Source organism: Bacteroides graminisolvens DSM 19988 = JCM 15093, from assembly GCF_000428125.1.
In the GTDB taxonomy this organism is placed as follows: Bacteria; Bacteroidota; Bacteroidia; order Bacteroidales; family Bacteroidaceae; genus Bacteroides; species Bacteroides graminisolvens.
In genome coordinates this window covers 1-12,619 of record NZ_ATZI01000026.1, presented here as the reverse complement: position 1 = coordinate 12,619, position 12,619 = coordinate 1, and the positions used below count along the sequence as shown (strand labels likewise).

17 protein-coding genes and 2 pseudogenes are annotated in these 12,619 nt (G+C 34.8%); 11 read left to right on the top strand and 8 right to left on the bottom strand.

Going from position 1 to position 12,619, the window contains the following annotated elements; genetic code table 11:
- The coding region (locus C511_RS0112320) for a hypothetical protein (protein WP_154657501.1) at positions 1-403 on the bottom strand (403 nt) is incomplete at its 3' end.
- A 222-nt stretch (positions 404-625) separates the two neighbouring features.
- Between C511_RS0112320 and C511_RS17305 the strand changes: the two genes are divergently transcribed.
- The 3 genes from C511_RS17305 to C511_RS0112295 all read left to right on the top strand — a co-directional run bounded on the left by C511_RS17305 (position 626) and on the right by C511_RS0112295 (position 2,434).
- Positions 626-1,093: an RHS repeat domain-containing protein gene (locus tag C511_RS17305; protein ID WP_024997647.1), complete on the top strand. Its 468-nt coding sequence runs from the start codon at positions 626-628 to the stop codon at positions 1,091-1,093.
- Positions 1,094-1,523: 430 nt separating this feature from the next.
- Positions 1,524-1,970, top strand: coding sequence for a hypothetical protein (locus C511_RS16800; protein WP_024997646.1), 447 nt, complete (start codon positions 1,524-1,526; stop codon positions 1,968-1,970).
- A gap of 2 nt (positions 1,971-1,972) precedes the next feature.
- Positions 1,973-2,434, top strand: a complete 462-nt coding sequence (locus tag C511_RS0112295) for a DUF3592 domain-containing protein (protein WP_027318211.1) — start codon at positions 1,973-1,975, stop codon at positions 2,432-2,434.
- A 15-nt stretch (positions 2,435-2,449) separates the two neighbouring features.
- On the opposite strand, the pseudogene C511_RS0112290 reads toward C511_RS0112295, so the two are convergent.
- The 6 genes and pseudogenes from C511_RS0112290 to C511_RS16790 all read right to left on the bottom strand — a co-directional run.
- A pseudogene (locus C511_RS0112290) lies at positions 2,450-2,704 on the bottom strand (transposase); the annotation flags it as partial.
- 116 nt (positions 2,705-2,820) lie between these two features.
- The gene (locus C511_RS16795) at positions 2,821-3,303 is read right to left on the bottom strand and encodes a hypothetical protein (protein ID WP_024997643.1); all 483 of its coding nucleotides are present in this window, start codon (positions 3,301-3,303) and stop codon (positions 2,821-2,823) included.
- A gap of 322 nt (positions 3,304-3,625) precedes the next feature.
- Positions 3,626-3,748: an RHS repeat domain-containing protein gene (locus tag C511_RS17595; RefSeq protein WP_081698312.1), complete on the bottom strand. Its 123-nt coding sequence runs from the start codon at positions 3,746-3,748 to the stop codon at positions 3,626-3,628.
- A 185-nt stretch (positions 3,749-3,933) separates the two neighbouring features.
- A pseudogene (locus C511_RS18360) lies at positions 3,934-4,102 on the bottom strand (IS4 family transposase); the annotation flags it as partial.
- A gap of 111 nt (positions 4,103-4,213) precedes the next feature.
- Entirely contained in the window at positions 4,214-4,867 is a 654-nt protein-coding gene (locus tag C511_RS0112280; RefSeq protein ID WP_154657500.1) for a hypothetical protein, read from the bottom strand.
- Positions 4,839-5,093: a hypothetical protein gene (locus tag C511_RS16790; RefSeq protein ID WP_034782402.1), complete on the bottom strand. Its 255-nt coding sequence runs from the start codon at positions 5,091-5,093 to the stop codon at positions 4,839-4,841. The genes C511_RS0112280 and C511_RS16790 overlap by 29 nt, the downstream gene beginning before the upstream one ends.
- Positions 5,094-6,086: 993 nt before the next feature.
- On the opposite strand from C511_RS16790, the gene C511_RS0112255 reads away from it, so the two are divergent.
- The 5 genes from C511_RS0112255 to C511_RS0112230 all read left to right on the top strand — a co-directional run bounded on the left by C511_RS0112255 (position 6,087) and on the right by C511_RS0112230 (position 9,587).
- The gene (locus C511_RS0112255) at positions 6,087-6,449 is read left to right on the top strand and encodes a hypothetical protein (RefSeq protein ID WP_024997639.1); all 363 of its coding nucleotides are present in this window, start codon (positions 6,087-6,089) and stop codon (positions 6,447-6,449) included.
- 421 nt (positions 6,450-6,870) lie between these two features.
- The gene (locus C511_RS17965) at positions 6,871-7,047 is read left to right on the top strand and encodes a hypothetical protein (RefSeq protein ID WP_154657498.1); all 177 of its coding nucleotides are present in this window, start codon (positions 6,871-6,873) and stop codon (positions 7,045-7,047) included.
- 175 nt (positions 7,048-7,222) lie between these two features.
- Positions 7,223-7,780 (top strand): hypothetical protein, encoded by a 558-nt coding sequence (locus C511_RS0112240; protein ID WP_024997637.1) that lies wholly within the window; start codon positions 7,223-7,225, stop codon positions 7,778-7,780.
- Between the two features lie 900 nt (positions 7,781-8,680).
- Positions 8,681-8,959 carry an RHS repeat domain-containing protein gene (locus tag C511_RS18355; protein ID WP_051260519.1) on the top strand — a complete coding sequence of 93 codons (279 nt, stop codon included), beginning with the start codon at positions 8,681-8,683 and terminating at the stop codon, positions 8,957-8,959.
- Between the two features lie 115 nt (positions 8,960-9,074).
- Positions 9,075-9,587: a hypothetical protein gene (locus tag C511_RS0112230; protein WP_148297776.1), complete on the top strand. Its 513-nt coding sequence runs from the start codon at positions 9,075-9,077 to the stop codon at positions 9,585-9,587.
- 2 nt (positions 9,588-9,589) lie between these two features.
- Here C511_RS0112230 and C511_RS16780 read toward each other — a convergent pair whose 3' ends face one another.
- Entirely contained in the window at positions 9,590-9,937 is a 348-nt protein-coding gene (locus C511_RS16780; protein WP_034782399.1) for a helix-turn-helix domain-containing protein, read from the bottom strand.
- Positions 9,938-10,328: 391 nt separating this feature from the next.
- Here C511_RS16780 and C511_RS0112215 point away from each other — a divergent pair, with 391 nt between their 5' ends.
- The 3 genes from C511_RS0112215 to C511_RS16775 all read left to right on the top strand — a co-directional run.
- Positions 10,329-10,823: a hypothetical protein gene (locus C511_RS0112215; RefSeq protein WP_027318206.1), complete on the top strand. Its 495-nt coding sequence runs from the start codon at positions 10,329-10,331 to the stop codon at positions 10,821-10,823.
- Between the two features lie 119 nt (positions 10,824-10,942).
- Positions 10,943-11,899 carry a hypothetical protein gene (locus tag C511_RS0112210; RefSeq protein WP_148297775.1) on the top strand — a complete coding sequence of 319 codons (957 nt, stop codon included), beginning with the start codon at positions 10,943-10,945 and terminating at the stop codon, positions 11,897-11,899.
- Positions 11,900-12,194: 295 nt separating this feature from the next.
- The coding region (locus C511_RS16775) for a DUF6443 domain-containing protein (RefSeq protein ID WP_034782397.1) at positions 12,195-12,619 on the top strand (425 nt) is incomplete at its 3' end.

The window sequence follows — 12,619 nt, the reverse complement described above, 5'->3', positions numbered from 1 at the left end:
TGCCTTCCAGTCTGGCTGTCAGGGTACCTGTCAAAAAGGTTTTGGCACTTGCCGTATAACGGGTATCGTAACCAGTTTCGGCATCGTATTTGAAGTTTGCATCCGTAGAAGCCGGTATGCCGTTGGTGCCCATAAAAGCATAGTCATCATAGTAGCTGACGTTCAGCACAGTGGGGCTTACAAGGGTAATACCCGATAAGAAATACCCTTTGTCGGTACCTGTTACATTATCACGGGTGGCTTTCACCACAATGCCATTCAAAGGTGAGATGGCGGATAGAGCGTTCAGGATGTTTTTACAGGTGCCACTACTTACGGTCTTATCGACAACCTGAGCATGACTTATGCCGGCAATCAACTGGTGAAGACAGAAGACAAAGGTTCCTCTGTGACTCTCTCTCAATCGATGGATTTTAAGAACAATGCCAATCTTGCATTAGAATATCTTTACGATAAAAAGATTAATCAAATAAAAATATTATAATAAAAGTATAGCTGAAATTTTATATAATGTATTAAATTTGCCGCAGACGTTGAAGATTTCTTCTGCCATGAATACATATACGTATCCAACCGACGGAGGAAAATTAAAAATGGCACATACTATTTTTACCTGACGGATCATTTGGGTAATAATCGTGTGATTGCCAGCTACAGTGGCAGTCTTGTTCAGAGTAATCATTATTATCCTTTCGGGATGTTATTTGCTGAGAGTTCCGTAACCAGTCAGCAACCTTACAAGTACAACGGTAAGGAGCTGGATACCGAAAGAGGACTTAATCTTTATGATTATTCTGCAAGATTGATGGATTCTGTATTGGGATGGTTTAGTACTGTGGATTCAAAATTGGAGAAATATTATTTTATTTCACTCTATGTTTATTGTAAAGGGAATCCTTTACGATTTATTGATTCTGATGAGAGAGAAATTCAAGATCCACCAAGTAAAGGGTACTGGAATTGGAGTCGCGAAAAATATATAAAAGTAGCAAAATATACCAAAAAACAGATATTGCTGCCAATAATTCATTTAAAGGAACCGACATCAGTGTTACAGGCTCAGTATGGTCAACAGGAGTTGGTGGAAGTGTAGGTTTTGTAAAAGGAAAAGTCGAAGCATTTTTAGGCTCTATTTCGGTCGATGGAATAGAAACAAGTATCAACTAAAGTTTCGATTGGAGAAGCGAAGGCTAATCTATCAGTAAATTCGGCATCTCTCAAATCAAATAGATCTATTTTAAAAGAAGAAGCCTCAATTGATAAGAATTCTAATACAAATATTGACTTTAAAGCTGTTTTTGCAGATGCAAAAGTTCAAGTAGAAAATGACTCTAAAGTTGAAATAAATAATGATGCTAAAGTAGGTGTTAGTGCGAAAGTTAGTGCAGCAGAAATTAATCTTTCTATCGATTTTAATGCTGTATATCAATGGTATGTGGGAGCGCTAAATGTTATTAGTCGAATTTTGTCACCTGAAATTGAGACCATAAAAAGATAAATGTTATTATTTAATAAATTATTGTATGAAATTTTTTCTTATTATATTGCTTTTTTTGTTAACCTCTTGTGTGCAGGTAAATAAAAATAATGATGAAGAATCTCGCAAGTTGATAGAAACATTCTTTATTACGTATGAAAGAAATAGTATTGAGAAAGCATTAGATGAACTATTCTCTACGAATGCCTACTTTGCTATGTTGCCATCTCACAATATTGATGCTGTAAAAGACAAATTGGTGTCTTACACGGATTCGATAGGTAAATACTGTGGTTACGAAATTATAGCACGGAAATCGATAGGTAAATCTATGTTACATTACTCTTGTTTAGTAAATTATGAGCTTCAACCTCTTAGATTTTCTTTCACACTTTATAAGCCTAAAACTTCATGGATGTTGTACAACTTTCAATTTGATACAGAGGCGGTTAATGAATTAAATGAATCTGCTAAATTTTATTATATAGATTAGGTATGGACTTTTATGTTTTATCTCTCATAATAGGCGGTGTAATTCAAGTAATCGTTTTTTTTATTTTATTTAATTTTTCGGAAAAAGCCAAAGAATGGCCTACAACACGAGGACAGATACTCTCTTCTGAGGTTTGTACTTTGGGTTGGAATGATGAAAACTCGAGCAAGTCATATAAACCAATAATCAAGTATCAATATGAGGTGGAGGGTATTCTATATACTTCTAGTAGACTACATTATGGTGACTGGATAGCTATAAATTTCTCATTTTTTGCAAAAAAAACTATAAGTCGATATAGTAAAGGTTGTAAGTGTATTGTGCATTACAATCCTCTAAAACCTCAGGTTTCAGTTTTGCAAACAAAATTAGGGCCACCAACATATTTTTTATTAGGATGCGGTATCTTATTTATTATAGTAGGTCTTGCACTATTACAATATAAAGGTATATTTGTTCGTTAATATTTAGATTGTTACTTTTAAAACATCCTGAAGCATCTGCATATCCAAGGAAAGATCGGCAACAATCTGCTTTAACTTCTGGTTTTCTTCCTTTAACTGTCGTAAACGACGAAAATAGGAAACACCTAAACCACTGTATTTTTTCTTCCAATTATAAAAAGTGGCTTCACTTATACCCATCTTACGGCAAAGCTCCTCGGTCTTTACCCCTGTCTCATTTTGCTTTAAAGCAAAGTGAATTTGCGACTCTGTAATTTTCGATCGTTTCATAACAAAAAACAATTTGGAAAAATATAATTATTTAAGTCCGAAACTCTAATTTTAAACTGTATATTTTTTCGGGGGGAGGCCACTCGCAAAGTTGAGGGATTTACTCATTGATAATTCTAATTTCTCCCATTTACTTGCATATCAAATAGTTCCTTTGTTGATATATTTATTTTGATACACCAATGGTTGCTTCCACCGCCAAAAACTGCAATAATCTCTTCCGATAATTTATTTTTATCCATTTCGATATCTTTGTTTAAGTAAATATGAATGATAATTTTACCGTCTTCCGTTGAATATCCAACATATTGACGCACATATTTTTTAAGCGTATTTTTGTTTATAGGCGGTTTGCAATACGCTTCTTGATTTGATTTCACATAATCAGTTCCGATACTGTCTTGCAAAATCTTTTCCGCTTGTGCAATATCCTCTAAATTGGGTGTATAGCGATTTTGTTCGGACGGAAAACCCCAAATTGAATGGCCCTTTGGAAAAATATAACCTTTATATCCTTTCCCATTTACATATACCGCTCCCTGCGAATATACGTAACTGACCATAAACAAAATTGTTATAATTACAAATATCTTTTTCATTGCCTAACAGTAATTAATTGGCAAATTTAATGGGGGTAATAATCTTTACCCAATCGTACGAGGAACACCTGTTTTTATATCATAAACATAATGAGTTCTTAACGGAATACCAGCTTGTCCCCTAATTAAATTTTCTCGATAAACCGCTCGCCATTCTGATTTCAACAAACTATTGTGAGTTGAAAAATAGATTGTGCCGTTTTCAATTTCCGTCCGTCGGCCGCATACGTGTATGTATTCGTGGCAGAAGAAACTTTAAGTGTCTGCGGCAAATTTAATACATTATATGAGGTTTCGGTTATATTTTTATTATAATCTTTTATCAGGTTGCGTATTCATAGTGATCACTCGCTTTGCCATCATTATTTTTTATGTTAATCAGACGACCGAAACTATTGTATTCATAGGTGGTTACCTCACTATTAGGAGCAGTCATACTTGTCATACCGATCAGTGGTTGAGTAAGTGTAAGTTGTAATTGATACGGGTGATCCTTTTAAATAACAATCTAGTTTACTTCTCATTCCAAAAATATCCGGATAACTTTCATTTTCCAAGGAAGTAATTTGACTATCATAAGTATAATCTAATGCTTTCTTTATCTCTTCATAAGTCGAAATTGGGACATTATTAAAAATTAAATAAATTTGGACCATTTAAGGTCGCATCGTTCTTTGTTATTTTGAAAATTAGTTTTGTTAAAGAGATTTTTCAAATGGTTCTTATCCGTTAGCGATATACTTAGAATTTTAAAACTTTCGTACGTACCCTTGTCGAGTTTCATATCATGTTGAGTGATATTATTAATCACTAGAGCATCTAATACAGTTTTTCTATACTCTAAAGGATACCTTACAAAGATTAGCTATTCCAATCATCACAATAAAAATCACCAGGCTTAAAATTACAACTAATTATCAAACTGGGCTTCACTCATATCTGAAAGTTCTTCGCTTAGTATAATCATTGAAATATGATCTATCTCAATGGAATTAAAATAAATATTATGTTTAGATAAAAGATAAATCAGGTAATCTCTATTGGTATTTTGTCCAAATGCCGGGTATGGTTTTTTCCCGACCAAAGGAAACCTCTCTTCTTCATTCCATAATATCAATGTTTTATCTGTATCAGATTCAGTTAGTCCTATTTTAAAGTATTTTTTTATCAGGCCTGAAACACCGTTTTTTTTATAAATTGAATCCATTACCAAATCAGCATGTATACGATAATATTCTAAGGCTTCATCATAATACTCTCTAGAAACATTTATAGGAGAGCCGTTTTTCATTTGCATATAAAGATATTCTTCAGGGTTATTGAGTTTAAAATCTTCACTTAGCTTGTCGATTAAATATTGGGCTGAGACACAAACTAGAATTATTTCGGAGTTTCCCGAATAAATAAGCGGACATATTTCGGCATCCCATTTAATCGCATTTTTCAAATATCGCTCTCTCTTATTCATACAAGAAAAACAAGATAAAACAAACAACAGTATTAAAAATAAACTCAATATTTTCATAGAATTCAATCTATTTAAAGTAGTCCCTTCTGTTTTCATAATTTAATATACCTCTTATTATATTTTCCACCTCCATGGCATTTTGTTCATTTAACTTTATTTTGTAAATTTCAAATTTATTTCCTGCTTTCGCTTTTTCACGATCTACCGGTATTACATTCCCATTCATATAGTCTTCTAAATGCCCCGTTTCATGAGCTAAGCCAACCCTTGGAGTCCTGACGTCCCCAGAAGGCGTTTCTTGCATATCAGGATCATAATACATTGTAGCGCCCTGCTTCTGTTCTTTTTTTCAACTTTAGAATCAGGGATTACATGATTTCCTTTTTTTTCTGCATTTTCTATTGGAGATTCTGACAACGGAAGGATTCTAAATACAAGATCGCTTTTCTCTAATTGATTAAACGTTGACTCTATCCGGCGACTATCCATGTTATTTTGCATAAAATGCTTTGTTACTTTAGCAACATACGAATCAAGCCCCAATTTCCCCATAAAACGTTGCCAAGAAGTCCCAATTATAATTTTCTTTCCATCTGGATCAATAAATTTCAGTGGGTTATTCCCTACATATACATACGGACTTATCGAATAATACTTCTGAATAATACTTCTCAGCCAATGAACCCACTGTGTTAAACCTCCCCAATGCAGGATCCATCAATCTTGCAGAATAATCATAAAGATTAAGTCCTCACCCTCAGCAAAAGACATCCCGAACGGATAATAATGATTACTCTGAACAAGACTGCCACTGTAGCTGGCAATGACACGATTATTACCCAAATGATCCGTCAGGTAAAAATAGTATGTGCCGTTTTCTATTTTCCTCCGTCGGCCGCATACGTATATGTATTCGTGGCAGAAGAAATCTTTAGTGTCTGTGGCAAATTTAATACATTATATGAAATTTCGGTTATACTTTTATTATAATCTTTTATCAGGTTGCCATTTTTTATCGTAAAGGTATTCTGTTGCAAGGTTGGTATTGTACTTAAAATCTATCAGTTGAGAGAGTCCCACTGAACCTGTATCTTCTGTCTTCACCAATTGATTGCCGGCATAAGTCATGCTCAGGTTTTCGATAAGACCATAAGTAGTGGCACCTGTAAAAACATCCTGAACGCTCTATCCGCCACCTACCTTTGAATGGCATTGTGGTGAAAGCCAACCGTGATAAAAAGGGTGTTTCTTATCGGGTATTACCCTTGTAAGCCCCACTGCGCTGAACGTCAGCTACTATGATGACTATGCTTTTATGGGCACCAACGGTATACCGGCTTCTACGGATGCAAACTTCAAATACGATGCCGAAACAGGTTACGACACCCGTTATACAACAAGTGCTAAAATCTTTTTGACAGGTAGCCTGACAGCCAGGCTGGAAGGCAATTCCACTCCCTCTTATCTTTGCAGTGTAATGTACTTCGATTACGCAGGAAGACTGACAGCGGTGAAACATAAACTCAATACGGACAGTATAGTGACACTGGCAAAAAATACCTACGACGAACTGGGACGTCTTAAAACGAACAAAAAGAATAAGCAATCTGCCCTAATCAGCTCGTATGCCTATAACATCCGTTCCTGGATGAAGTCCATTGCTTCCCCCTCTTTTTAGTCAAACGCTCTACTATAATGATACTTATGCGGGGAATCAGTTGGTGAAGACAGAATACACAGGTTCCGGTTTGGCTCTCTCTCAATTAATGGATTTTAAGAACAATGTCAACCTTACAGCAGAATACTTTTACGATAAAAATGCTAACCAGATAAAAAATTGTAATAAAATTGTAACCGAAATCTCATATAATGTATTAAATTTGCCGCAGACGCTTAAAGAATATCACTGAAATAAAAAGACAGGAGAGTATGAGCAAAACACAAAATGGTATCAGACTAAGACACGAATGGAGGGTATTGAAAAAGGTATTTTAAGCGATGGGATTAATTTCAAAGGAAATGATAATGTAATATCTGTCGGGGGAGAGGAAGGACCAACTGTTACATGAGTTGAAAATTTTGTTATAGAACTTTCTGAAATGGTTGGTTTAGAAATAGGTGGATTTGAATATTCTAAAAAAGGATTAACGGAAGTTAGCAATGTTTATAGTGGGCGTTATCAAAGTTCCAAAGATAAACCTAGTCGGTGGAATACAGACCAAAAAACCTATTCTGTTTTTGATCCCAAAGTAGCGGGGCAATGCCAAATGAAGTGACTTCCCACGTTGATTTTCGCACACCTTTCTCATTTTTTTTCTGATAGTGATAAATTACAACGTTTTGGTAGAGCTGACGGCAGAGGCAATATAGGACATAAGCGAAGCCAACAATATAATGGCATTAGAAAATTTATTATTTTAACACGAGGTTATCCTCCCATAGAATACTAATATGAAAATAAGCAAAATTATGTTTTTATCAATGTGTTTCTTTCTATTAGGAAGTTGCGCTGTTAACAAATGGCAGAATGCATTAATTCAGAAAGGGGATATGAATGATGCTATAAATAATGCAATAACAGATTTTGTACATACATCCAAATGGAGTAAGAAAGATAGCATATTCACTGTGACAATTACGGATATAAATGAAGAGAATATCAATATTACGATAGCTGTGGCGGATGATGACGTATATCCAAATTCAAAAAATAAAGTAGGTACTTATGATCATATTTTTCCCACTCGTTATACTGTGAAAGAAGGAAAGCTATTTTACTGGAACGATGCCACTCTATTTATTACACAAGATATAATATCAATTTTAGAAAAATATAATCACATTGATTGTCGTTGGAGCGAACTGTCGGACATTATAGGTGGAGTACACAATGACGGCGTTGAAGGAGTTATTTATTATTTCTGTAAGAATGACCTAACGAACTATAAGAAATCAGATGTTAGCAATATAAGAAAACACTATAAAATTCCACTCTTGAAGTGCAACTAAACATAAGATATTGCAAATGTGGCTTATTTCTGATTATTGTGAAATATTAATATAAATGATATAAGCGTATGAAAAGTCTCAAATATATAAATAAACCATTGTTTTATAATCCTGAAAGTACATTTGTAGCTTATTTGCTAGATATTTGCAAATGATTTAAGATGCTTTATCGGATTGTCTTAGAGACTTTAATTGGATAATCAAAAAGGCATTGTATTGCTCCATAATGAAGTACCTAAACTTGATGAAATTACGTTAGGTATACATACAAACTTTAGCCGAAGCTGTTCAATATTGGAAGGAAGAAGACCATTATCTTAAGGTTATTTTCTCTGAAAAAGATGACTGTATTGTAAGTGTATGTTTTTGAAAAATGAAAGAAGCAAAAGCTCGGGAAACTGGCAGTAGCACCGAATTTGTCTTCACGTTTAAGAGCCGCTGAGTAAGCTTCTTGCTGGTAAGTGGAATTGGAATCATTACAGGTACTTACGGCCGATCAACTGGGGCGGTGACAAAAATAGGCACTTTTACTTAAGCAAGGGTTTGTTTTTTGCCTGAAGAAAGATGCTAAGCGGCTTATTATCGCTGAGAATATTATCATTTTTAGATCCTATACCAGATAGACCAACTACGTGAGAAATACGGCTTCCTGCCGATTTACAGTACTGATAGACTGAATGACCAACACAAATGGGATATAGCTAACTTTGCAACAGAATACCTTTACTATAAAAATGGCAACCTGATAAAAGATTATAATAAAAGTATAAGCGAAATCTCATATAATGTATTAAATTTGCCGCAGACGCTTAAGATTTCTTCTGCCACGAATACATACACGTATGCAGCCGACGGACAGAAATTGAAAACGGCACTTACTATTTCTATCTAACTGATCATTTGGGTAATAATCGTGTGATGGCCAGTGCCGGTGGCAGTCTTATTCAGAGTAATCATTATTATCCGTTCGGGATGTCTTTTGCTGAAGGTTCCGCAACCAGCCAGCAGCCTTACAAGTACAACGATAAGGAACTGGATACGGAAAGAGGGCTTAATTTTTATGATTATTCTGCGCGGTATATGGATCCTGCATTGGGGAGGTTTGATATGCTGGATCCGTTGGTGGAGAAATACCCGAACTTAAGTCCTTATCATTGTACTGCCAACAATCTTAAATAATACAAACGAGTCAGATGTGAAAGCAACTATTATAAACCCGGTGAAAGGGAAAGTGAATTATGTGAGCAATACAGATGGAGCCGGAGGCTATGGGGAAAGGTAGAGTAAAATAGTTATGAGAAATCTAATATTTGGTTTTGTAGTTATTCTTTTGTGCTCTTGTAGTAGAGTGTTGTATGATATTAGCTATAAAGGAGAGACTAATTATAAAGAGTTTTATATAGTCGATACCATTCTAATAGAATCACCGGTTAGAGTATTTTCAGAAAAATATGGTGGTATGTTTGTATTATCAAATGAGAAGCTTAAATCGTATGATGGTAAAATAGATTTTTTTATGGAACCTGATGTCTTTATTCTTGGTTTTGATATATATAGAGACTTAGATAAAGGTGTTTCAAAGACATTAATTTATCCAGATAATGGAGGTTGTAAATTAGAGAAATCTCCTATTGAAATAAATGGGTTAGAGGTATATGAATATCCAGAAGGAGTTCGGTTTGTGCTGGCTCTTATCAGTACAAATAGGTATCATGTTAAGCAGAACTCTCCGGTGTATTTTAATATGCAGATAGAATACAGCAAGTTATTTTATCTCAAGTTGGTATATCCATTGTGTCAAAACTAAAGCTAAAGCCCAGATTTGCCTAGCTTTTTGATTTTTAGAGCAGTAATATTTTTAAGTTTTACACTTTTTGTAAAGGCATCAATAGCATAAAGGATATGGTTCTTGTTTTTCCTTTCCATTTTCTCAATTTCATTGAGCCTTTTATGTATGCTGGGGGCTTTAAACAAGTTTTCTTGTTCGGTCTCGTCTAACAAATAACCAACCGTACTGCTGAGAATCTTTGCTATTTTCCTTACAGCCTCAATGGAAGGGGCCATTTCGTCCCGTTCGTACCTTCCAATAACCGAAGTAGAAGTATTTATCAACTTTGCCAGTTCGCCTTGGGGATTTTTTTTTCGTAAAGCAGTTATATGATAACTCTTGTGTCTTTGTGCATCTTCTCTATGAGTACTTGAGTATTTATATCTATATCAATGACAATTATGTCTATAGAGAATTCAAGGGTAATGTAAATCAATAAAAAAAGTATGAATTTAATTATCATATACTTGTGTAAAACTTCATATTGATATTTTTTTAGAAAAAGATTATAATAAAAGTATAACCGAAATCTCATATAATGTATTAAATTTGCTGCAGACGCTTAAGATTTCTTCTGCCACGAATACATATACGTATGCAGCCGACAGACGGAAATTGAAAACGGCACATACTATTTGTACTTGACGGATCATTTGGGTAATAATCGTGTGATAGTCAGTGCAAATGGCAGTGTTGTTCTGAGTAGTCACTATTATCCGTTTGGGATGTCTTTTGCTGAGGGTTCCGCAACCAGTTAGCAGCCTTACAAGTACAACGGTAAGGAGCTGGATACCGAAAGAGGACTTTGATGGGAGGGATTGGTATCAGCATGATAAATCTGGTGCTACTTTTTGGCAAGAAGGGAATGCCAATTCTTTTTCGTATAATGACCAAACTTATAGAAATATTGGTGAAACATATAGTAGCTATAAGGATGACATACGAATAGATGATAATCAAAATGAAGTAACAAAGGTCTCTGATGTTAGTTCAAGATTTAATGTTGAAGGTGGTCAGTATATACCGAAGACATTTGTTACAGATGACGGTACCGAAGTTAACGCAGTATTTAATTGTAACCGTTTGACTGGTGGTAATGGGGACAAAGCTTTATCCAAAGATGCTGTAGGTCTACTTATAATTGGTGTCAATGAAGCTAATTTAGTAAGGAACTCAAGTTTACATAATCAAGTGGATGTATTCAGAATGGAATGAAAACAAATCCAAACTTGAGAGAAAACTATGGTCCTAATGTACAAGAGAAAGTAGGTAATAAATTTCCTATATCAGGACATGATAATCATATACACGCATCGACAAAAAGAAGGTAAGATATGAAAAAATATTTATTATTTACTCTGCATTGTTTTGTAAACATAGTATGTGTTTATTCCCAGTTGAATAATAAGGTTCATGTAGAGTCTGGCATCTTTGTTTGTAGAGCTAATCAGTATATAATCTATATGGGAAATGAACAAATAGATTCTGAAGATTCGGCCTTTGCAATTAAAGCTATAAATTTAAATAGCAATGAAAGGATAGTGCTTGGAAAAGAATCAAAAAACAAATGCGTTAATATGTCTGACACAGCGATATTATACATAAACGGCTCGAATTTAATGCTTTGGGACTTGAAATCAAAAAGTAAAGCTATATACTATAAGGCTAACAAAGGCATGAATATTATTGGGGTTAGTTACTGTAAAAATACTTCAATCTTATTGTTGACTCAAATTAACTTTAAAACAAAAGAACTATCTGTCAAAATACTAAATGGTAGAAAACAAATTGTTTTTAGTCGGAAGATTAAAGTCAATGAAATGGAAATGGAAGGAGTAACTCCAATCTTGGATACTTCGAATAATTTCTTTGTTTTTTCTGTTCAAGATAAATTGTACACCATTGATAGTAAGAATTTCGAATTCAAGTTAATCTCAAACAAATGTGATGGCTACGCACTAAGCAATGATAAGGTGATATATTATAAATTCATTACGGATGAAAGAACGGAGGGTTATTCTATTGATCTATCAACCGGAGAAAGCAGAAAGGTTGACAACTCATTGAATGATAGGATATATAATTGTGAAAAATCGTCTTTATTTACTGCTAATATTGACAATAACTTTTTCCCCACGTATACAATTTGCAATAAACCATACTTGTGGGTAAATAATAATTGGAAAATTGTTTCGGAAGTATTGGTGTTTAAAGATGATAAAATTATTGTGAAAATACCTTTTAAAAATGGCGTAATAAAGGATAATTATTTTCAATGGGAATTACGATAAAAATTTATCTACTTCAACAACAACCCTGCTACGACAAACCTGTAGCAGGGTTGTTTGTTTTAAAGCACAATTTAAATGAATCATAGTAATTGTGTTTAAGCACAATAAATAATTTGTCAGAAGTTTGCTTTTCCGTCCAGTAAATCTTTCATCCCTATGGATTGTGATTCTTTCGGGAACCATCCTTTTTCGGGGGTATATGCTCAATCCTTAACCGAGTAGTACATCCTAACTCGCACGTATACCAATGATACCGGCACTTTGTATCTGGATCAGATAGCTTATTTATGACGGTTTGGGTCGTCCTGTCCAGACAGTACAGAAAGGCTTTAGCCCATCAGGTGCCGACTTGGCAGACTATCAGGAATACGATGAAGTGGGGCGTGAGTCTAAAAAATGGCTTCCTGCTTCCGTATCCGGTAATAATGGTTCTTTTGTACCTTTGAATACGTTGAGGATCTATGCCTCCGGCAGTTATCCCAGAGAGATCAAACCTTATACCCTTCCTGTTTATGAGTCCTCTCCCTTGAACCGTGTTCTGGAGCAATACGGTCCGGGTCAGGCCTGGCAAAACAACCCCCGACGTGCCAAAACGGCTTATCTCACAAACATATCCGGTAATGACACGCTGAACTGCATTTACTATAAATCCACAACTGCTTCTGCAGACACCCTTGTAACCATCGTAAATGGCGGGAACTACGAAACGGCACAACTTTA

Bases quoted from the DNA above. Each gene is read 5' to 3' on its own strand.
- C511_RS0112255 (WP_024997639.1), top strand. From the start codon at position 6,087: ATGGGCACCAACGGTATACCGGCTTCTACGGATGCAAACTTCAAATAC.
- C511_RS17965 (WP_154657498.1), top strand. From the start codon at position 6,871: ATGGTTGGTTTAGAAATAGGTGGATTTGAATATTCTAAAAAAGGATTA.
- C511_RS0112230 (WP_148297776.1), top strand. From the start codon at position 9,075: ATGAGAAATCTAATATTTGGTTTTGTAGTTATTCTTTTGTGCTCTTGT.
- C511_RS0112240 (WP_024997637.1), top strand. From the start codon at position 7,223: ATGAAAATAAGCAAAATTATGTTTTTATCAATGTGTTTCTTTCTATTA.
- C511_RS16795 (WP_024997643.1), bottom strand. From the start codon at position 3,303: ATGAAAAAGATATTTGTAATTATAACAATTTTGTTTATGGTCAGTTAC.
- C511_RS16790 (WP_034782402.1), bottom strand. From the start codon at position 5,093: ATGTATTATGATCCTGATATGCAAGAAACGCCTTCTGGGGACGTCAGG.
- C511_RS0112280 (WP_154657500.1), bottom strand. From the start codon at position 4,867: ATGAAAACAGAAGGGACTACTTTAAATAGATTGAATTCTATGAAAATA.
- C511_RS0112295 (WP_027318211.1), top strand. From the start codon at position 1,973: ATGGACTTTTATGTTTTATCTCTCATAATAGGCGGTGTAATTCAAGTA.
- C511_RS17595 (WP_081698312.1), bottom strand. From the start codon at position 3,748: ATGACAAGTATGACTGCTCCTAATAGTGAGGTAACCACCTATGAATAC.
- C511_RS0112210 (WP_148297775.1), top strand. From the start codon at position 10,943: ATGAAAAAATATTTATTATTTACTCTGCATTGTTTTGTAAACATAGTA.
- C511_RS16800 (WP_024997646.1), top strand. From the start codon at position 1,524: ATGAAATTTTTTCTTATTATATTGCTTTTTTTGTTAACCTCTTGTGTG.